The 20,486-nt window shown below is 64.9% G+C and carries 18 protein-coding genes; 7 read left to right on the forward strand and 11 right to left on the reverse strand.

Annotated elements, in window-relative coordinates:
- Positions 1 to 29 precede the first annotated feature (29 nt).
- Positions 30 to 1,073: a DUF418 domain-containing protein gene (locus ACSE4D_RS13880; RefSeq protein WP_426937325.1), complete on the forward strand. Its 1,044-nt coding sequence runs from the start codon at positions 30 to 32 to the stop codon at positions 1,071 to 1,073.
- On the opposite strand, the gene ACSE4D_RS13885 is transcribed toward ACSE4D_RS13880, so the two are convergent.
- The 4 genes from ACSE4D_RS13885 to speB all read right to left on the reverse strand — a co-directional run bounded on the left by ACSE4D_RS13885 (position 1,043) and on the right by speB (position 7,150).
- Positions 1,043 to 2,695, reverse strand: coding sequence for a thiamine pyrophosphate-binding protein (locus tag ACSE4D_RS13885; RefSeq protein ID WP_135541463.1), 1,653 nt, complete (start codon positions 2,693 to 2,695; stop codon positions 1,043 to 1,045). The genes ACSE4D_RS13880 and ACSE4D_RS13885 overlap by 31 nt on opposite strands.
- A gap of 321 nt (positions 2,696 to 3,016) precedes the next feature.
- Complete coding sequence (locus ACSE4D_RS13890; RefSeq protein ID WP_425120436.1) at positions 3,017 to 4,459, reverse strand: sodium:solute symporter; 1,443 nt, start codon at positions 4,457 to 4,459, stop codon at positions 3,017 to 3,019.
- 25 nt (positions 4,460 to 4,484) lie between these two features.
- Positions 4,485 to 6,137, reverse strand: coding sequence for a thiamine pyrophosphate-binding protein (locus ACSE4D_RS13895; RefSeq protein WP_425120453.1), 1,653 nt, complete (start codon positions 6,135 to 6,137; stop codon positions 4,485 to 4,487).
- 2 nt (positions 6,138 to 6,139) lie between these two features.
- Positions 6,140 to 7,150 (reverse strand): agmatinase, encoded by a 1,011-nt coding sequence (gene speB, locus ACSE4D_RS13900; RefSeq protein WP_426937326.1) that lies wholly within the window; start codon positions 7,148 to 7,150, stop codon positions 6,140 to 6,142.
- Between the two features lie 143 nt (positions 7,151 to 7,293).
- On the opposite strand from speB, the gene ACSE4D_RS13905 reads away from it, so the two are divergent.
- On the forward strand, positions 7,294 to 8,715 hold the full coding sequence (locus ACSE4D_RS13905; protein ID WP_436326113.1) for a PucR family transcriptional regulator: 1,422 nt from the start codon (positions 7,294 to 7,296) through the stop codon (positions 8,713 to 8,715).
- 44 nt (positions 8,716 to 8,759) lie between these two features.
- Here ACSE4D_RS13905 and ACSE4D_RS13910 read toward each other — a convergent pair whose 3' ends face one another.
- From ACSE4D_RS13910 to ACSE4D_RS13940, 7 genes are all read right to left on the reverse strand, one after another.
- Positions 8,760 to 9,911 (reverse strand): histidinol-phosphate transaminase, encoded by a 1,152-nt coding sequence (locus tag ACSE4D_RS13910; RefSeq protein WP_135541455.1) that lies wholly within the window; start codon positions 9,909 to 9,911, stop codon positions 8,760 to 8,762.
- An 83-nt stretch (positions 9,912 to 9,994) separates the two neighbouring features.
- Entirely contained in the window at positions 9,995 to 10,780 is a 786-nt protein-coding gene (locus ACSE4D_RS13915; RefSeq protein ID WP_135541453.1) for a tetratricopeptide repeat protein, read from the reverse strand.
- A complete protein-coding gene (locus ACSE4D_RS13920; protein ID WP_135541451.1) occupies positions 10,777 to 11,916 on the reverse strand; it encodes a vWA domain-containing protein in 1,140 nt (379 codons plus the stop codon). The genes ACSE4D_RS13915 and ACSE4D_RS13920 overlap by 4 nt, the downstream gene beginning before the upstream one ends.
- Positions 11,913 to 12,887, reverse strand: a complete 975-nt coding sequence (locus ACSE4D_RS13925) for a vWA domain-containing protein (RefSeq protein ID WP_135541449.1) — start codon at positions 12,885 to 12,887, stop codon at positions 11,913 to 11,915. The genes ACSE4D_RS13920 and ACSE4D_RS13925 overlap by 4 nt, the downstream gene beginning before the upstream one ends.
- Positions 12,878 to 13,330, reverse strand: a complete 453-nt coding sequence (locus ACSE4D_RS13930; RefSeq protein ID WP_135541447.1) for a hypothetical protein — start codon at positions 13,328 to 13,330, stop codon at positions 12,878 to 12,880. The genes ACSE4D_RS13925 and ACSE4D_RS13930 overlap by 10 nt, the downstream gene beginning before the upstream one ends.
- Complete coding sequence (locus ACSE4D_RS13935; RefSeq protein ID WP_135541445.1) at positions 13,317 to 14,201, reverse strand: DUF58 domain-containing protein; 885 nt, start codon at positions 14,199 to 14,201, stop codon at positions 13,317 to 13,319. Before ACSE4D_RS13935 ends, ACSE4D_RS13930 begins: the two co-directional genes overlap by 14 nt.
- 13 nt (positions 14,202 to 14,214) lie before the next feature.
- The gene (locus ACSE4D_RS13940; RefSeq protein WP_135541443.1) at positions 14,215 to 15,210 is read right to left on the reverse strand and encodes an AAA family ATPase; all 996 of its coding nucleotides are present in this window, start codon (positions 15,208 to 15,210) and stop codon (positions 14,215 to 14,217) included.
- A 664-nt stretch (positions 15,211 to 15,874) separates the two neighbouring features.
- On the opposite strand from ACSE4D_RS13940, the gene nrdH reads away from it, so the two are divergent.
- The 5 genes from nrdH (at position 15,875) to ACSE4D_RS13965 (ending at position 20,466) form a co-directional block, all read left to right on the forward strand.
- Positions 15,875 to 16,120: a glutaredoxin-like protein NrdH gene (gene nrdH, locus ACSE4D_RS13945; RefSeq protein WP_135541441.1), complete on the forward strand. Its 246-nt coding sequence runs from the start codon at positions 15,875 to 15,877 to the stop codon at positions 16,118 to 16,120.
- Position 16,121: 1 nt separating this feature from the next.
- A complete protein-coding gene (gene nrdI / locus ACSE4D_RS13950; protein ID WP_135541439.1) occupies positions 16,122 to 16,535 on the forward strand; it encodes a class Ib ribonucleoside-diphosphate reductase assembly flavoprotein NrdI in 414 nt (137 codons plus the stop codon).
- 5 nt (positions 16,536 to 16,540) lie between these two features.
- On the forward strand, positions 16,541 to 18,667 hold the full coding sequence (nrdE, locus tag ACSE4D_RS13955; RefSeq protein ID WP_240690003.1) for a class 1b ribonucleoside-diphosphate reductase subunit alpha: 2,127 nt from the start codon (positions 16,541 to 16,543) through the stop codon (positions 18,665 to 18,667).
- Between the two features lie 170 nt (positions 18,668 to 18,837).
- Positions 18,838 to 19,809 (forward strand): class 1b ribonucleoside-diphosphate reductase subunit beta, encoded by a 972-nt coding sequence (gene nrdF / locus ACSE4D_RS13960; RefSeq protein ID WP_135541435.1) that lies wholly within the window; start codon positions 18,838 to 18,840, stop codon positions 19,807 to 19,809.
- A gap of 153 nt (positions 19,810 to 19,962) precedes the next feature.
- Positions 19,963 to 20,466 carry a hemerythrin domain-containing protein gene (locus ACSE4D_RS13965; RefSeq protein ID WP_135541433.1) on the forward strand — a complete coding sequence of 168 codons (504 nt, stop codon included), beginning with the start codon at positions 19,963 to 19,965 and terminating at the stop codon, positions 20,464 to 20,466.
- Positions 20,467 to 20,486: the final 20 nt, after the last annotated feature.

Raw genomic sequence — 20,486 nt, forward strand, 5'->3', positions numbered from 1 at the left:
GACACCGCCGAACACCGACGATGGATGTCATGAACACACAACTGACACAATCAGCCCGCCCGGCAACCCGCCGCCGAATCGTCGCCCTCGACGTCATCCGCGGCTTCGCCCTCTGCGGCATCCTCCTGGTCAACCTGCCGCCCATGCTCCAATTGGGCGCCATCGACGCCCACGGTGACCCGCTGGGCTTCTACCGGTTCTACGAGGACTTCGTGCAGAACCGCTTCTTCCCGATCTTCTCCTTCCTCTTCGGAATCGGGTTCGGGCTGATGTGGCTGACCGCCTCCGAGCGCAGTCCGCGGCCTCGGCTGGCGCTGCTCCGCCGTTTCCTTTTCCTCGCAGTCATCGGACTCCTCCATCAGTTCCTGCAGCCGGGGGAGGCCCTGCTGCCCTACGCCCTCGCCGGAATCGTCGTCCTCCTGCCCTCGACGTGGATTCCCGTCCGACTGCTCGCACCGATCACCTCGGCCCTCGGCGGCATTCTCTTGGCCGTCGGCATCTTCACCGGGGGAGGTCCCGCACTGATCCCCGGGCTCTTCCTCCTCGGCTTCGCGATCGGCTGGAGCGGATTCCTCCACTCGGTCCTCCGCCACCCCGGCCGCCTGGCTCTCGTGGGAGCCGGTGCAGTGGTCATCTCGATCATCGGGTTCGCGGTCACGGACTACGTGACCCGTCAGGCCAACCAGTGGATCAACGCTGGCCTGGGGATCGCCATGGCACTGACCTATATCGTCGTCGTCCTGCTGCTCCTGCGGACCCCCGCCGAGGTGGTGCTGCACCGAGTGCTCTCCCCGCTGGGTCGGATGGCACTGAGCAACTATGTCGGAGCCACAATCCTCATCATCGCCGTCCGCACGTTCCTGCCCGAGCTGAGCCGCTTCGACTCCCAAGGAGGCTATGTTGCAGGCCTGGTCGTCTGCCTGGGAATCCTCGCTCTGCAGGTCGTGATCTCAAGCCTGTGGCTGCGTCGCTTCGGCCAAGGCCCGCTGGAGAAGCTGTGGCGGACCGTCACATGGGGGTCTGCCGGAAGCTCGAGCCGAGCTCACGAGTTCACGCGGATGACCTCTTCCTGATAGGGAGCGATGACGGCTCCGGAGATCCGCAGGTCGAGGACGAGGAACTTCCTCTCTTCGACCGGGGCCGTCTTCCAATCGTCGATGACGTCGAGATCGGCCAGCGACCGAACCTCGACGCCGTGGCCACCAGCGGCTGTCGCCAGTGCCGCAAAATCGATCTCGTCGATGAGCATCGGGGACTTCTCGAGCCCCTTGAGCCCATAGAGGTTGACCTCGGCACCATAGGCGGCATCGTTGAAGACCACAGCCAGTCCGCGGCCTCCCGCTGAGCGAACCGCCGTATCGAGATCCGACAGGGCCATGGCGCCACCGCCATCGCCGGTGGCCAGCACGACCGTCGACTCCGGGTTCGCGCGGGCGGCACCGGCGACGCTGTGCCAGCCTAAGCCGATCGATTGGAATGCGGTCCCGACCATGGCCAGACGATCGGGCGCGCTGGGCTCCCAGAACATGTTCGCCCAGCCGAGGAAATGACCACCGTCGGAGACGATGACCCGGTCCTCGGGCAGCAGCTCTCCCAAACGAGCGGCGGCGGCGCGAGGATCGAGCCGACCATCCTCGGCGAATTCCGTGCCGGCGTCGTAGACGCGGTCAGCGGTCGTGTCGACCTCCGTCCTCCACCCCGCAGCGACGGCACCGCGGGCCTCCACTCGCGACACGAGTTCAGCTGCGGCCAGCTTCGCATCGCTGCGGATGAAACCGCTGACGCGGGAATTCGTCGCACGATCGTCCGTGTCGATCTGCCACACGGCGGTGGACGGGGCGAACAGCTCACCGAAGCGCATGGTGAACTGGTTGAGTGAGGCTCCGAAGACCACGGCGACATCGGCCTCGCGGATTCTCTCCATCGCCGCCGGGGCACCGAATCCTCCAGCCACGCCGAGGTCGAACTCGGCATCCGGGAACAGGTTGCGCCCCAAGGCCGTGGTCGTCGTCAGTGCCCCCGTGGCAGCGGCCAGCGCACCGAGTGCGTCTTCAGCCCCAGCCAACCAGGCGCCTCTACCGGCGAGGAGGACCGGGCGTTTCGCCTCGGCGAGTTCGGCGGCAAGACGATCGAGGGACAGCTGCGCGAACTCGCTCGTCGGCGCCAGGGCGGCAGCCCGACCGGGCCCGGGGACCGAGGGGATATCGCCGATGTCGAGAGTCGCCACGTCATAGGGGATCGCGAGGACGACGGGAACCCGGTAGGTCAGAGCATGCTCGATCGCGGTGACGGTCGCCGCCGCAGCATCGACTCGGCCGACGGTGTAGGTGCGCACACCCACCGCTGAGGCCATGGCGACCTGGTCGACGTCCCATGGGCGCGGCCCGGAGGTCGGCTCATCACCGACGACGAGGACGAGCGGCACCTTCGCCTGCGCCGCCTCGGCCAGGGCCGTGAGCGTGTTCGTGAACCCGGCGCCGTAGGTCGTCGTGGCCGCCGCTATCCGACCGGAGGTGCGGAAATGCGCATCGGCGGCGACGACCGCGCCGGCCTCGTGGCGGACAGCGGTGTAATGCGCCGAGGTGGAGGTGAGGAGGGCATCGAGGAAATAGGCATTGCCGTTGCCCATGAGTCCGAAGACCTCATCGATGTGCTGAGTGAGAGTGGTGGCGACATGCGCCGAGGTATGAGCCATGGAAGACCTTTCGCGGATGAGATATGGAAGAACGATCCATGTATGTCTCACACGCGGTTCTTCGCGGCTTCGTGCTCCTTTTTCGAGCACCGGCTGTCGGCATCAACCGGATCCGACGGTGAAACCGGCCTGACTTCTCGAATATAGGCGACAACCGGCTGGTCGTCCAAGTCCGCCGGCACCGCGACGTCGAAAAACGCACGGAGCGCCGAGACACACATGCACACCGGCGTTTTTCGGCGCTGCGTGCGTGTCTCGGCGCTTGGTCCCTGGGGCCCTGGGGCGCTGGGGCGCCGAGGGCGCTTGGGGAGGGGAGCACCCTCAGCGGTTGATGCGCTCCCTCCATGCCGTCATGATCTCCGGCGAAGTCGGCTTCGAGGCGAACGAGCCGACGAGGTAGCCGATGAGCGAGGCGATGAGCCCGAGGTAGATCGCCTCGTTGGCGTAGATGCCCATCGTGATCATGATGACGATCGTGGTCAGCGCACCGAGGATCATGCCCGCCATCACTCCGACGATCGTGCCGCGCTTGAACACGAGCCCGCCGAGGATCGGGATGAACAGGCCCGCCACCAGCAGGTTGTAGGCCACCGTCAGCGCTTCGACGACGCTGGGCATGATCATCGCGAGCACGAGGGTGACGACGCCGAGGCCGATGAGGTAGAAGCGCGAATCGCGGATCTCGTCCCCGGTCTCGCGCACGAGGGTCTTCGCGATCCCCGAATCGGGATCGACGTCCCGCTTGGCCAGCAGCGGTTCGACGATGTCCTGACGGCACACGGTGGAGGCGGCCATGAGGGAGCCCGATGCCGTCGACATCATCGCCGCCAGTGCCGCGGCGAGGACGAACCCGCCCATCAGCGGCGACATCGCGGCATCGACGACGGCGACGAAGACATCGTCCTGAACCTCGATGCCGGGCACGATCTTCGTTGCCGCCATGCCGACCAGCGCCCCGGCCAGAGCGTAGAGCAGGCAGTAGACGCCGGCGGAGAATCCACCCCACCGGGCCACACCCGGGCTGCGTGCGGTGAACACGCGCTGCCAGATGTCCTGTCCGATGAGCAGACCGAGGGTGTAGATGAGGATGTAGCCGATGATCGCCTGCCAACCGATGCCCACCGGTGAGGTGTGCGAGGCGGGCAGACTGGAGAACAGCTCACCGATTCCGCCCGACCTGCTCAGCACGATCGGCAGCATGATGAGGAAGATGCCGATGGTCTGGATGAAGAACTGGACGAAGTCGGTCAAGGTGATCGACCACATGCCGCCGAGCATCGAGTAGAGGATGACGATGCCGCCGCCGATGAGCACCGACCAGAACTTGTTGAGGTCGAACAGGGCATGGAAGACCGTCGCATAGGCGACGGTCGACGTCGTCGAGATCATCAGCCCATAGGCGGTCATGATCGCGCCGGAGACCAGCCGCGAACCCTTCCCGTACCGCAGTTCGAGCATCTGGGAGACCGTGTAGATCTCCAGCTTCTGAATCCGTGGCGCGAACAGCAGGGAGAGGACGATGATGCCCAGTCCGATGCTGAAGACCAGCCACATTCCCGACAGCCCGGACGTGTAGCCCAGGCCCACGCCGCCGATCGTCGAGGCGCCGCCGAGGACGACCGCGGACATGGTTCCCGTGTACAGCCAACCGCCGAGGCGACGGCCGGCGACGAGGAAATCGTCCTGGTTCTTCGCCTTGAAACGGCCCCAGACGCCGAATCCCACCATGGCGGCGAGATAGATGATGACGACCAATGAGTCCACTGTGACTCCTTCGATGGTGGCCGGCTCAGCAGCCGACGGTGATGTGGATGACGGTGGGCAGATCGCGCTCGATCGCCTCGGCGACGGCAGTCGGAAGCTGTTCGTCGATGACCGATTCGGCCAGCTTCACTCCGGCCCCGCCCATGGATTCGCCGAGCTTGGCGAAGTCGGGGCGGGCGAGGCGGACGGCGAACGGTTCCATGTCCCGCTCGACCATCTGTCCCTCGATCTCCGCGTACCCGCCGTTGTCGACGATGACGAAGGGGATGCCCAGGCCCAGCTCGGCCGCGGTCATGAACTCCTGGATCGAGAACATCGCCGCGCCATCGCCGAGGATGCAGGTGACCGGACGCGTGCGATCGGCGAGTTTCGCGCCGATCGCGGCAGGGATCCCGTACCCGAGGGTGGCGAATCCGGGCATGTAGAGCAGCTGGTCAGGGGTGCGCGCAGTCAGCGCGTGCACCGTCCCGTCATAGGTGACCTGCGAGGAGTCGCCGGCGATGACGACGCCCGGACCCGCACCCTCCTCGACGAGGCGGGTGACCCGGGCCCCGATCGTGGCGAAGTCGAAATCGGCACCCCAGCTCTCCCGGATCCGGGAGACTCGGTCGGCGCCGGATTCCCTCGCCGAGGTGGCCGCAGCCTCCCCGTGGCCGAGCGCGGTCAGGAGCGCGGTGAGGAACTCCGAGGCATCCGCGCAGGCGAGGATGTCTCCGGGCAGGTTCTTGTTGAGCTGGTCGGGGTCGATATCGCAGCGGATGACGGTCTGATCAGCCGTTTCATCACGGACGCCGATCGTGGTCTGAGCGCCGATGGCTCCGCCCCACAGGTCGGAGTCGGCCAGCTCCGAGCCGAACACGATGAGGACATCGGCGGCAGCGGATTCGGCCTGCACACTGGGGAAGCGGACGTTCGAACCGAGTGAGAGCGGATGCTCCTCCGGCAGGATGCCCTTGCCGTTGGCCGTCGTCGCCACCGGAGCGTCGAGGGCTTCGACGAAGGCACACACCTGAGCGTGAGCACGCCTGGCTCCGCCACCTGCGATGACGAGCGGACGCTGGGAGGCACGGATCGCCTCGGCGGCGCGGGCGACGACATGCTCATCGAGTCCCGGACGGTGACCGGAGAAGGGCACCGGCACGTGGCCGTTCCACGCGCCCTCGAGCACATCGAGGGGAACCTCGATGTGGACGGGACCGGGCCGGGCGGAGTCGAACATGGCGAACGCCTCGGCGACGGCCTGCGCCGCGCCCTCGGCCGTGCGGGTGCGTTGGGAGGACACGAGGAGGCGGTTGAGCGCCCCCGACGAGTCTTTCGTCTCATGGAGCATCCCGACATCGGCGCGTTCGAACCCGGTGGGCACACCGGGGGAGAGGATGAGCATCGGGCGGGATTCGGCGTAGGCGGTCGCCGCCGCCGTGACGACGTTCGTCAGGCCAGGACCCGAGGTCGTGATGATGACCCCGGGTTTGCCCGAGACGAGGAAGTACCCGTCGGCACCGTAGCCGGCTCCCTGCTCGTGGCGGGGTGTCACGGCGCGGATCCCGAACTCCGGCAGGTGCCGGTAGAACTCGAGATTGTGGGTGCCGGGGATGCCGAAGATCGTATCGACACCATGGGCGGCCAGTGTCGCGACCACTGCGCGACCGCCGTTGCGGAAGTTCTGCCCCTGGTCCATCGTCACTGTCCGAGCGCTTCGCCGGCCGGGCCCGTAGGCTCGGCGAGGCCGTTGTTCTCTGCCGCCCACAGCGACAGCACTTCATAGCCGACGTGGGCGGCGGCCAGGCCCGTGATCTCGGCATGATCGTAGGCGGGAGCGACTTCGACGACCTCGGCGCCGACGACGTTGAGTCCCTGGAGTCCGCGGATCGAGTTGAGCAGCTCCCGGCTCGTCATGCCTCCGGCCTCGGGGGTGCCGGTGCCCGGTGCGGCGGCCGGATCGAGGACGTCGATGTCGACGGAGAGGTAGACGGGGGCGTCGCCGAGGCGCTTGCGCATCCGAGCGACGACGTCCTGGACGGAGGTGAACTGGTACTCGTCGCTGCGGATGATCTGGAAGCCGAGCACTTCGTCGTCCTCGAGGTCCTTCTTCCCGTAGAGGGGTCCGCGGATGCCGATGTGCATGCAGGACTCGAGGTCGAGCAGGCCCTCTTCGCTGGCACGACGGAATGGGGTGCCGTGCGTATAGGGGGCACCGAAGTACGTGTCCCAGGTGTCGAGGTGGGCATCGAAGTGGAGGACGGCGATCTTCCCGTGCGTCTTGTGCAGGGAGCGCAGATTGGGCAGGGCCAGGGTGTGGTCACCGCCGAGGGTGAGCAGTTTGGCTCCGTCGGCGCGCATCTGGTCGGCATTGGCCTCGACCGTGGTGATGGCCTCTTCGATGTCGAAGGGGTTGACGCCGAGGTCACCGCAGTCGGCGACCTGCTGCCAGGTGAAGGGATGAACGTTCGTGGCCTGGTTGTAGGGACGCAGCAGCTTCGAGGACTGACGGATGTGGGCGGGGCCGAAGCGGGCACCGGGACGGTAGCTGACACCGGCGTCGAAGGGGATGCCGATGACCTTGACGTCGATCTTCTCGCCCGGGCGCGCCGCTTCGACCTCGTCGATGCGCGGCAGCAGTCCGAAGGTCGGGGGACCGGCGTACCGGGGTGTCTTGCTGTAGTCGGCGGGGCCGAGCGGTTGAGACGTCACTGGCTTCTCCTTCGTCGTGGGGCGGATTCGACCCGGGCGGGTCGGATGCATTGTCCTCAGCCTAGGACGTGGCCCAGGCAACACCGATATCCATGGCGGAGCGTTTGAAATCGGTGCTGTCCAATGCGGATAGAATCGGAGGCATGGTCACCTTGGAACAGCTGTGGTCGCGCAGTGAACTCGCCCTCGACGTCATCGTCGATTCGCCGACCGCTGCCGTGCAGGACGTCACGATCGTTCACTCCTCGGAGCTTCCCGAAGTCGATGAATGGCTGGCCGGGGGAGAGGTTCTGCTGACGATCGGCGTCGGTCAGGATCTCGGGGCGGACACGGTCGGGGACTATGTGCGTCGGCTCAAGACCATCGGGGTGCACGCCTTGGGCATCGGGCTCGGCTCCGATCTGCCGTGGCAGGAGGTGCCGGGCTCGCTCATCGCCCACGCCGAGGCGGTCGGGCTGGCCGTCTTCGGCGTGCCCGAGCCGGTGCCCTTCGTCGCCGTCGTCGACGCCTTCACCCGTATGCGCGAAGCCGAGACCAACCGGGAGCTGACCCGAGCGAGCAGCGCCGCCCGTCGGTTCGCCAATGCCCTGGCGCATCAGGGTTCCGCCGCGCTGGTGACCGACCTGGCCGAGACCCTGGACGCTGAGGTGCGTTTCGTCTCGCCGACGGGCAGGGCTCTGACCGGTGAGGATGCGGAAGACGATGTGCGTGCGGCGCTCATCGAGGAGTACCTCACTCCGACGCTGAGCCCTCGTCTGATCCGCACCGGTTCGCGGATCATCGAGGCCGTGCCCTTGGGCAGCGATCATCCTCTCGGATGGATCCTCACCCCCGCCGAGGCGGCCGGTTCTCCGAAGACACGTGCCCTGCTGCTGTCGACCGCCGCTGCTCTGTTGGCGATGACGTTGAGCGACCTGCCGGTCCTCACCGGGTACTCACGGCTGTTCGAGTCGGAGTTGAGTGCCGAGGAGAAGCGCGCCGAATGGACGCGAGTCACGGGTGCGGCGCCGGTGGCGACGATGGACGTGAGGTTCTTCGGCGGGGTTCGCGGTGACACGGCTGAGCATCTCATCGCCGATATCGTCGGTGCCTCCCTGCTCACCCGCGCGGGTTCCCTCCTCGGGGTCGCGGGTGCCGGAGACCTGGGGCTCAGCGACCTCGTGACGAAGGCCGCCGAGGTGGCCGGGCTCGAACCTCTGGCAGAGAAGCGGATCCCTGTGGGGCAGATCCACCACGCATGGATGCTGTGGAGGACTCAGCACGAAGCCGAGGCCTCCGAAGTCAAGGCACTGCTGTCGGCGGTCGATGAAGAAGCCGCGGACCGTTTCGTCGATCGGGTGCTCGGTGAACTCATCCGGGCGCGGGGCGGGCAGGAGCTGCTGGAGACGCTGCGAGCCTATATCGCTGCGGCCGGGGCGAAGGAGGCCGTTGCCTCAGAACTCGGAATCCACCGGCACACGGTTCGGGCCCGGATGGCGAAGGTCGAGAAGCTGCTGGGTCGCGACCTCTCCCGCGCCGAGACCGTCCAGGCGGTATCGATCGCGCTTGAACTCGCCGAACTCTGACAACCGCTGCTGCCGTGGCCCGAACCGGTGCGCACGGTGGTCGGCTACACAGACTCTGGGCCAACCTCAGCAGACTCTGAGCGAACCTCAGCGAAGTGTTCGGCGCGGAATCTCTCGGCGATCTCGAGAACGCGGGCCAGCGCTTCGTCTTCGCCGATGCTGATGCGCACGCCGGCGTCGAGGTTGCGCACCGCCACGGCCTGTTCGACGCAGGCGTCTTCGAAGGCCGCGGACTTCTCGCCCAGCGGCAGCCACACATAATTCGCCTGCGCTTCGGGCACCTCCCACCCCTGCTCGCGCAGGGCGTCGGCGAAGGCGTCGCGAGTATCGGCGATCTGCGCCGCTCGGTCGAGCACGGCGTCCCAGTGGCGCAGCGATTCGAGAGCGCCGGCCTGACTCATGTCGGTCACGCCGAAGGGGATGACGGCTTTGCGCAGACCCTCGATGACCGGCGGGTGTGCCACGGCGTAGCCGACGCGCAGCCCCGCCAGACCATGGGCCTTGGAGAAGGTGCGCAGCAGCACGAGGTTCGGATAGTCCCTGACGAGGTCGAGGCCGCGCACCCGGTCGGGGACGGTGGCGAACTCCCAATAGGCTTCGTCGAGGGCGACGAGGACATGTGCGGGCACCCGATCGAGGAACGCGCGGACTTCGGCATCGCGCAGCACCGGACCCGTCGGGTTGTTCGGTGAGCAGAGGATGATGAGGCCGGTGCGATCGGTGATCGCTTCGGCCATCGCGTCGAGGTCGTGGCGGCCGTCGGCGCTCAGCGGCACTTCGCGGCGGACCGAACCGGCGAGCCCGGTCGTCTGCGGGTACATCTCGAACGACGGCCACGGATAGATCGCCTCGGTGTTCGCATCCGACGTGATCTGGGTCAGAGCGACGAGGAGTTCGGAGGCACCGGTGGTGACGACGAGTTCGTCGAGTCCGACGCCGAGGCGATCGGCCAGGCCCTCACGCAGTGCCACCGCCGCGTCGTCGGGGTAGTGAGCGGGATCCTTCGCGTGGGAGACCATGGCGTCGAGGACCTCGGGCAGCGGAGCGAGGAAGTTCTCGTTGGAGGAGAGTTTGAACGGCTGCAACCCGGTGACTTCGCGGGGAGGCTTGCCCGGGATATAGGGCGGGAAGGTCTCCAGCACGGCCCGGAGGCGAGGTGTCGTTGAGGCAGTGGGGGTCGAGTCTGCGGCGTTCATGGATTCATGATGTCACAGGCGTCGGCCGGCGAAGCGAACGGTCCTCGCCGGTCAGCGACGAACCGGTGTGACGGGGTCGCGACTCACCACGGCTTTTCCGGTGTCGAGCGTCCGCCGTTGCCTCCGGGGCCCTGCTGGCGCTGCTGACGGTCGGAATCCTCACCGCGCTTCTCCAGCTCCTCTCGCTTCTTCTCGCGCTCTGATCTGCCTTCGGAGTCGTCGGGCTCCTTCTCGTCCTGTTCATCGTCGTCCTCGGATGAGGAGCCGTCCTCGGGTTTGTCTTTCGAGTCCTCGTCCTGTGAGTCCTGATCCTGCGAATCGTCGTCGGTGCCGTCTTCCTTGGCCTTTTCGCTCTTCTTCTTGTCCTCGACGCGTTCCTTGGCCTGCTTGTTCTTCTGCTTCTCTTCGCTCTTGTCCGGCTGGCATTCCTCAGGGGCCTCCTCGAGCGTCTTCAGCGACCGGTCGTAGAGCTCCTGTGATTGGTCGGGGTCCTGCGAGGCGATCTGATCGGCCTGCTTCTCGTAGACGTAGGAAAGGTTGATCCGCACGGCGCATTCGGCGGAGGTCGGAGCGATCTCCAGGGCGGACTCGAGGTCGGTCTGCGCCGCGTCGAAGTCGCCGACGGCCGCCTCGGCGGTGCCTCGGTTGTAGTAGCCGATGTGGCGTTGGATCGGGCTGACGCGCAGGAACGCGGTCGCGGCCTTCTTCGCCCCGGGGAAGTCATTCGAGGTGTAGCGGACCTGGGAGGCGGTGCCGAAGTACGTGGCCATCGCGACATAGCCGAAGACCAGGGCGAAGACGGTGCCGAGGATGAGGTTGATCTTCGTGATCCGGCGCAACCGCGACCACAGGGTCACCAAGCGGTTCATCGCGGGGCTCCTGACTGTCCTGGGCCGGGCTGGTGGGGCACGCCTCCGGGACCGGGCGGGCCGCCTCGGCGAGGCCGGCGTGGAGTGATCGCTTTGAGCCGGAGATATTCCCGGAAGCCGAAGACGAACTCCACGGCGATCCAAGCGAACACGAGGATGAGGGGGATCCAGAAGTATTCGTCGACGGTGACGCGGCCGTCCTTCTTCACCAGCGCCTGGTCGTACTTCGGGGCCGTGTAGATGCTGGAGATCGCCCCCTTGCCGTCACGGTGGTGGTAGTCGACGCCGAGGTCAGAGGCGATGCGCTTGAGGTTCGACTCATCGATCTTCGAGATGCCGGGGTTGCCGTTGCGGTCGCGCACGTAATCGCCGGCCCCACCTTCGTCCGGGGAGTCGTCGTCACTGCCGAGACCGGGTTCGTCATCGGTGCCACCGGGGTCGCCGATGCCCGATCCGTAGCCGAAGGGTTGGGATTCGCGCATCTTCCCACCGGCTGAGGTGCCGTAGCCGAAGACGGCTCCGCTGTCGATGCGGGAGGCGAATGATGACCAGGAGTCGGGGCTCTGCGTGGTCGTCTGTTCGCCGTCGCCGAAGTAGAACACGACGTTCTTGTTCTCGGGACGGTCCTCGTCGTTCGCGCTTATCCGCTTCTCGAGTTCCTCACCCGCCTCGGTGATGGATGAGCCCTTCGAGTTCTGAGAGGCCTCCGGGGTGAGGACATCGACGGCGGAGGCGAACGCCGCATGGTCGGTCGTCAGCGGCATCACGGTCGCTGCGGTCGAGGCGAAGGTGATGATGGACAGCCGGGTGCCGGGGAACTGATCGGCCAGGGCGAGCATGTCCTTCTTCACCCCTGACAGGCGAGTCCCGTCACCGGCGAAGTCTTCGGCGGCCATCGACGTCGTCGTGTCGACGACGAAGTAGACGTCGGCCCGCGCCTCGTATTCCTCGGTCGACGATTTGATCGGGATGCCCGGGCGGGCCAGAGCGACGGCGAGGACCGCAACGGTGCCCATGCGGGCGAACCATTTCCACCGTGGGCCATCGCCGCGGATGGCGGGGATGAGGCACACGGTGAGGAGGGCGAGGACGATGAAGCCCCACCCGAACCAGGAGAACGCGGGGTCGAAGATCATGAGCGAGTCCTCCACGCGAGCACGAAGACTCCGGCGAGGCCGAAGACGGCGAGACCGAGCGGGATCGCCGGCATGTCATGGACGACCGTGTACGAACGGCCGGGAGTGTTCTCGGCCTCCTGGCTCTGGATCTCCTCGACGATGCGGTCGATGGTCGACGCCGACCCCATGTCGAACTGCTTGCCGCCGGTGCGATCGGACACGGAACGCAGCTCCTTCGTCTGTGTGGTCGTGAGGATCGACGGCGGGGAAAGGCTGTAGACGCGCACCTTGGCCTCGACGGCGATATCGGCGGCTTCATTGAGCTCGAACAGGGGATCGCCGGCGAGCATATTGTCGGTGGCGAAGATGACCGAGCGGGAACGATCCTCGTCCTTGCGGTCGAAGTTGTCGACGCAGCTGACCAGTCCGTCGCCGATGAGCGAGGAGCCGCCGATGTTCGGTGGGGAGGTCGACCACGAATAGTCGGTGCCTTCCGACCCCCATGTGCGGAACCCGTCCTCGGCCTCGGCGAGGAAGTTCTCCACCATGTCGTAGTCGTCGGTGAGTGGGAACGCGGAGACGGCTGTGGCATTGAAGACGGTCATGCCGATGCGTTCGCCGTCGAAGCGGTCGACGAGTTCCTGATACGCCTCGAGCAGGTCGGCATCGTAGCCGAGCATGGATCCGGACACGTCGAGGCAGAGCATGACGTCGCGCATCTTCTTCTCCGGATTGACCGTCTCGATCCACGCCGGTCGGGCGATTCCGGCCAGCGCAGAGACACCGGTGAGGGCGATGACGCCGAGGGACGCGACCGTCATGGTCAGGCGGGTGCGCATCGCTCGCCGGAAACTCGGCAGGTTCGTCATCCGACCGCTGTGTGCCACGGCCAACGACGAGGCGGTGGCCTTGGGGCGGCGCAAGCAGTACACGGCGACGACCGCGAGAACGAGCAGGATGAGGGCCAGCCACCAGAACATCAGGACCATCGAGCCACCAGCTTCCTGGCATCGGCGATCTGTGCATCCAGGCCGGCCGGTTCGGTCTTCGCGAACTCCGCTTCGTAGAGACCGAGCAGGCAGGCGGCGAGGTCGTCGAGACCGGCGACTGCGGCATCCCGGTAGGTCAGATGCTCGGCCTTGACACCCCAGGCGTCGTGAGCGAATTCGCGGACGATCTTCGCCAGCTGCCTGGCCGCATCGCGGACGTCCGGGCGCTCCGTGTTCAGCCCGGTCTCGACTGCGGCGATGCGTGAGAGGTAGGTGCTGCGCACGGGGATCGGGACCCGCGGGCCGGATGCGCCCGTGGCGCCGGCCGCGAGCCGGAAGAGCGGGGCGAAGTAGTTGCCGAGCACGATGAGGAGCACGAGCGTCGCCGCGACATACCACGCGGGTGAGATCTGCAGCGGTCCGACGAGTTCAGCGGGGCCCACGGCGATGCCTCAGCAGAAGGGTGTGGAGTCGGCCGAGGGCCGACTTCGGGTGGTCGATCTCGGTGTGGGCGATGCCCAGCTTCGCGAGGAGGTCGCTGCGCTGTTGGCGGCGGGCCGCCTCGGCGAGGGCGAATTCCTGTCTCACCTGCGGCTTCCGCATCACCGAGGTGGGCAGCCCGTGATCGGGCCGGGCGACGTCGAACGGCGCCGAGGCGGCCGGAAGGCCCGCGAGGTCCGCGTCGGTGACCGTGATCCACAGGACCTCGTGCTGGGCACGCAGCCGACGGATCGTCGCTTCCTCCTCGGGACCCAACGGTGCCTGATCGGAGATGACGACGAGCAGCATCCGGTGACTGATATGGCTGGTGATCCACTGCAGCTGCGTGCTGATCGCCCCGGGGGAGTCGGTCCCGGATTCGGCGAGGATCTGCTGCAGCAGGTGTTCGAGGTGGGCTTCGCTGCCCTTCTTGGGCGAGGCGGTGGTGCGGTCGGCGCCGCCGTGGATGAGCATGACATCGTCCCCGTGCCGCACGGCGAGGTAGCCGACCATGCCGGCCATGAGGATCGCCAGGTGACGCTTGTCGGTGCCGGCGGAGGTCACTGCGTCGAAGTTCCGGGAGGTGTCGACGACGAGGCCGAGGATGTGCCGACGGTGGGCGACATAGCGTTTGACCAGCGGTTCGGTGTGGCGGGCCGTGGCCTTCCAGTCGATGTCGCGGATCTCATCGCCGGGGATGTAGTCGCGCAGGTCGTCGAAGTCGAGGCTGTGACCGTGGAAGACCGAGGAGTAGTCGCCGTCGAGGAGGCGTCGGGTCCGCCGGTGAGCGTGGATGGTCATCCGCGCCTTGATGCGATTGAGCAGAACAGTCATGGGCGTGCGCCGATCAGGGAGTGGGAACGGCCATGAGAAGGGCATCGACGATCTGGGCGCTCGTGATGTTCTCGGCGGCGGCTTCGAAGTTCAGCTGGATGCGGTGGGCGAGCACGCGGTGGGCAAGATCCTTGATGTCTTCGGGAATGACGTAGTTGCGGCCGCGGAGCATCGCCAGCGCCCGGCCGGCGTTCGTGAAGGCGATCGAGGCGCGCGGGCTGGCCCCGTACTCGATGAACGGGGCGAACCGGCCGAGGTATTTGCCCGTATTGCGGGTGGCGTGGACGAGTTCGACGAGATATCGGGTGATCGCGGGGTCGATGTAGATGGTGCGAGCGTAGCGCTGCATGGTCGTGACATCGTCGAGCGTGCAGGCGGGTTCGGGAACCGAGTCCTTGTCGAAGACGCCGGAATCGAGGCGAGAGAGGATCTCGACCTCTTCGTTGGGGTTCGGGTGAGTGAGCAGGTCCTTGATCATGAACCGGTCGAGCTGGGCTTCGGGCAGCTGGTAGGTGCCCTCCTGCTCGATCGGGTTCTGTGTGGCCATGACGAGGAAGGGACGGGGGAGTTCGAAGCGTCTGCCGCCGATCGTCGTCTGCTTCTCCTGCATGGCCTCAAGCATCGCCGACTGGGTCTTCGCCGAGGACCTGTTGATCTCGTCGAGGAGGACGATATTGGCATGCACCGGTCCGAGCACGGTGTTGAACGAGCCCTCATGTGCGTTGTAGATCTGCGAACCGATGATGTCGGCCGGCAGCAGGTCAGGAGTGCACTGGATGCGGGAGAACTTCCCGGCGACCGCATTGGCCAATGCCGCGGCGGCGGTGGTCTTCGCCAGGCCCGGGACGCTTTCGAGCAGCAGGTGTCCGCTGGAGAGGAGTCCGATGAGCAGCGACTCGCGCAGACGCTGCTGGCCGACGACGAAATGGTCGAGGTAGGACTCGAGGCCGTTGAGGATCGACTGTGCGTGCGCGATCTCCTGAGTATTGGCCGGTGCCGTTGCCGTCATAGTCCTGGAGCCTCTCGATTCGGTGCGGTGTGGTCTCCAGCATATTGGTTGGCCCTGACACAGAGACAGCCGAAGTCGTTCCAGTGCTGACACACGTCCCGGCGTGGGGTGCCTGCGAAGATCTCATGTCCGGACCGATCTGTACCGTCGGTGAGACGACAAGGGACCGCTGGGAATCGGTCGGGGGGACGGATGGAAGAAGGTTGAGGACGAAGCGCGGAACAAGGAGTGCAGAGCAGTGTGATCGCGGCCTCCACGACTGCGTGACGGGTGCCTCACTCCACCGTGTGCAGACGATCGCCGAGGAGGCCCCGACACACCCACAGGCAAAAATTTTTCCTGTGGAAACCGGTGGATAACGGCGGTGGAAAACGGGAAGAGAATTCGGTTGTCGAGCGTTGTTCCCAGTGTCCGCGCTGGTCATCGAACTACATAGGTGTCGTTCACAGCCTGTGGACGAATGTGGACGGTGAAGTCACAGGGTGTGGAACCTCGTAATCACACTGGTGTAACACTGGATATAGGGGTAAGGTCGTACCCGAACACAACATCTAGTGGTCACCCTTGAGCCTGCGCCTCGTGATTTTCATCATGAATCGGCGGGTGAAGAGGCCGGCCACACCACCCAGAACGCGGAGCCGCAAGGCAGAATGAAGGAGTCGTCATGATCACCGTGTACACCAAGCCGGCTTGTGTCCAGTGCAATGCAACCTACCGTGCGCTCGATGCCAAAGGGCTGAAGTACAAGTCGGTCGATCTCAGCGTCGACGAGAACGCCCTCGACGTCGTCAAGGCCATGGGCTACATGCAGGCCCCCGTCGTTGTCACCGACAACGATCACTGGTCGGGATTCCGTCCGGACAAGATCGCCACTCTCGTCGGCGAGCAGAACGCTTCCGTCGTGGCCTGAAATGCTTCTGGTCTACTTCTCTGCCAACTCCGAGTACACGCACCGCTTCGTCAGCAAGCTGCGCCACCCGGCAGTGCGGTTGCCGACGTTGACCAAGGAAGAGACGCTTCGAGTGGATGAGCCATTCGTTCTCGTCACCCCCACCTACGGGGCCGGTCGCAATCGCGGGGCTGTTCCCAGGCAAGTCATCAAATTCCTCAATGTCGAAGAGAACCGCCGCCATTTGGTCGGAGTCATCGGCGCCGGAAACACGAACTTCGGCGAGGACTATTGCCGCGCGGCCCACAAGGTCGCAGCAAAGTGTCAAGTACCCCTCATGTATCGAGTCGAACTCCTGGGCACTCAGGAGGACGTCGACGCTGTGAATCTAGGATTGGATAAACTGTGCGCGAGCTCGCTGAAGACCGCAATGTAGAGGACATCATCCGCGAAGAGACGGATCTGGACTACCACGCGCTCAACGCCATGCTGAACCTGTATGACGAGAGCGGACGGATTCAGTTCGAACGTGACAAGCAGGCTGCTCGGCAGTACTTCCTGCAGCACGTGAACAACAACACCGTCTTCTTCCATGACCTCAAGGAGAAGCTCGACTACCTCGTCGAGAAGGACTACTACGAGCCCGAAGTCCTCGAACAGTACTCTTTCGAGTTCATCGAGAACCTGTCGAAACGGGCCTACGATCACAAGTTCCGCTTCCAGACCTTCCTCGGAGCTTTCAAGTTCTACACCTCGTACACGCTGAAGACCTTCGACGGCAAGCGTTACCTCGAGCGCTTCGAGGATCGCGTCGTCATGGTCGCTCTCTTCCTCGCCCGTGGCGATGAGACGCTGGCGACCCAGCTCGTCGACGAGATCATCAGCGGCCGCTTCCAGCCGGCCACCCCGACCTTCCTCAATGCCGGCAAGCGCCAGCGCGGCGAGCTCGTCTCCTGCTTCCTGCTGCGCATCGAAGACAACATGGAGTCGATCGGCCGCTCCATCAACTCCGCTCTGCAGCTGTCCAAGCGCGGCGGCGGTGTGGCCTTCGCCCTGACGAACATCCGTGAGTCCGGAGCCCCGATCAAGAAGATCGAGAACCAGTCCTCAGGCGTCATCCCGGTCATGAAGCTGCTCGAGGACTCGTTCTCCTACGCCAACCAGCTCGGCGCCCGTCAGGGTGCCGGTGCCGTGTACCTCCACGCCCACCACCCCGACATCTACAAGTTCCTCGACACCAAGCGCGAGAACGCCGATGAGAAGATCCGGATCAAGACTCTGTCCCTGGGCGTCGTGATCCCCGACATCACCTTCGAATTGGCCAAGCGCAATGAGGACATGTACCTCTTCAGCCCCTATGACGTCGAGCGCGTCTACGGTGTGCCCTTCTCCGACATCAATGTCACCGAGAAGTACACGGAGCTGGTCGACAACGCAGCGATCAAGAAGAAGAAGATCAAAGCGCGCGAATTCTTCCAGACTCTCGCCGAGATCCAGTTCGAGTCCGGCTACCCGTACGTCATGTTCGAGGACACCGTCAACAAGGCGAATCCGATCGACGGCAAGATCATCATGTCCAACCTGTGCTCGGAGATCCTCCAGGTTTCCGAACCCAGCAAGTACGACGATGATCTCGGCTACGACGTGGTCGGCAAGGACATCTCCTGCAACCTCGGTTCGCTCAACATCGCGCTGACGATGGATTCGGAGAACTTCGGTCAGACCATCGAGACCGCGATCCGCGGCCTCACCGCAGTCGCCGAGACCTCGGACATCCAGTCCGTGCCGTCGATCGCGCGCGGCAACGACATGTCGCACGCCATCGGTCTGGGCCAGATGAACCTGCACGGCTACCTCGCCCGTGAGCACGTCTACTACGGCTCCGATGAGGGCCTGGACTTCACGAACATGTACTTCTACACCGTCGCCTACCACTGTGTACGGGCGTCGATGGAGATTGCGAAGGAGCGCGGCGCGACCTTCGCCGGCTTCGAACGTTCGAAGTACGCCACCGGCGAATACTTCGACAAGTACACCGATGAGGTGTGGCAGCCGCGGACCACACGCGTCAAGGAGCTCTTCGACGAGGCGGGTGTGCAGATCCCGACCCAGGAGGACTGGCGCGAGCTCAAGGCCCAGGTCGCCGAGCACGGCATCTACAACCAGAACCTGCAGGCCGTGCCTCCGACGGGCTCGATCTCCTACATCAACAACTCGACCTCGTCGATCCACCCGGTGGCCTCGAAGATCGAAATCCGCAAGGAAGGCAAGGTCGGGCGCGTGTACTACCCGGCGCCCTTCATGGACAACGACAACCTCGAGTACTACCAGGATGCTTACGAGATCGGCTACGAGAAGATCATCGACACCTACGCCGAGGCCACGAAGCACGTGGATCAGGGACTGTCGTTGACTCTGTTCTTCATGGACACCGCCACCACTCGTGACATCAACAAGGCGCAGATCTACGCCTGGCGGAAGGGCATCAAGACCATCTACTACATCCGGCTCCGGCAGCTCGCTCTGCAGGGCACGGAGGTCGAAGGCTGCGTCTCCTGCATGCTCTGATCCACTGGCACGGCGGACCGATGTGAATCGGTCCGCCGGCTTTGTGCAGGGCCGCTGCAGCAGGGGCCCTGCACAGCGGACATCCGTCTGTCGAGCAGACCGCTGAAACTCAGCACGAAGACGACTTCGTGATTTTTGCAGAACAAGACTTTTTGGGAAGAGAGATAGCGTTGGAGAATCTGACTCTGGCCTCGCACGTCGACGCCATCAACTGGAACCGCGTCGTCGATCCGATCGACGACGAGGTGTGGGATCGCCTGACCGGAAATTTCTGGCTGCCGGAGAAGGTGCCGCTGAGCAACGACATCCCCTCGTGGGCGACGCTGACCGATGACGAGAAGACGCTGACGATGCGCGTGTTCACGGGACTGACGCTGCTCGACACGATTCAGGGAACGGTCGGCGCGATCTCGCTCATTCCCGACGCTGTCACCCCGCACGAAGAGGCAGTGCTCACGAACATCGCGTTCATGGAGAGCGTGCACGCGAAGTCCTACTCCTCGATCTTCTCCACCCTGTGCTCGACGAAGGAGATCGACGAGGCGTTCCGCTGGTCGCGAGAGAACACCTACCTGCAGTCGAAGGCTGACATCATCCTCAGCTACTACCGAGGTGACGACCCGCTCAAGCGCAAGGTCGCTTCGACGCTGCTCGAGTCGTTCCTCTTCTACTCCGGCTTCTACCTGCCCATGTACTGGTCGGCACATGCGAAGCTGACGAACACCGCTGACCTCATCCGTCTGATCATCCGCGATGAGGCCGTGCACGGCTATTACATCGGCTACAAGTACCAGAAGGGCTTGGAGTCGCAGTCCGAAGAGCGCAAGGCCGAGCTCAAGGATTACACGATGAATCTCATGTTCGAGCTCTACGAGAACGAGGTCGCCTACACCCACGACATCTACGATTCGGTGGGACTGGCCGAGGACTGCAAGATGTTCCTCCACTACAACGCGAACAAGGCGCTGATGAACCTCGGCTACGAGGCGATGTTCCCCAAGGAGGTCACGAAGGTCAACCCGGCCATCCTGGCGGCGCTCTCACCCGGCAGCGATGAGAACCACGACTTCTTCTCCGGCTCCGGTTCGTCCTACGTCATCGGCAAGGCCGAGAACACCGAAGACGACGACTGGGACTTCTGAGACCGCTGAGTCCTGAGAACTGAAGCGGCCCATTCGAGCAATCCGGCTCGGGTGGGCCGCTCTTTCTCTGCTCACCCGACGCCTCGGCAGAAGTGGCACAATCGACAGACGAGGACGATTTCCTCGCACCGACAGTCGAAGGAGTTGCACACCATGACAGGCTCAGGAACAGAGGAGAACGGACGACTCAGCGTCGGCGAGGTCCTTGAGCGTGACCACCATCGCATCGACGGATATTTCGAGACCTTCGCGCGGACGTTGTCGGCGGGTGGACCGCTCGACGTCGAGGCTTTCAACACGGGCGCAGCGGGGCTGCGCCACCACATCTATGTCGAAGAGGTTCTGCACTTTCCGGCGATGAAGACCGGAGGACTCATGGGTCCGGTCTTCGTCATGCTCCGTGAGCATGGTGAGCTGTGGGATCGGATGGACGAGATCGCAGCCAAGCTGGATGCGGGTGCCGACAAGGCCGAGATCGCCCCGGTCTGGAAGTCCCTCGAAGACGGACTCGAAGCGCACAATGAGAAGGAGGAGAAGATCCTCTACCCGGCTGGCGACGATCTGCTCACCGATGATCTCGGCGCAGAGATTCTCGAGACTCTGGCGAACCCGGACATCCCTGAGGGGTGGACCTGCGAGATGGCCGGACGCAGCTGACCGCAGGCTCAGCGTGCGGT

The sequence above is a fragment of the Brevibacterium sp. FAM 27836 genome, from assembly GCF_051351055.1.
Classification (GTDB): Bacteria; Actinomycetota; Actinomycetes; order Actinomycetales; family Brevibacteriaceae; genus Brevibacterium.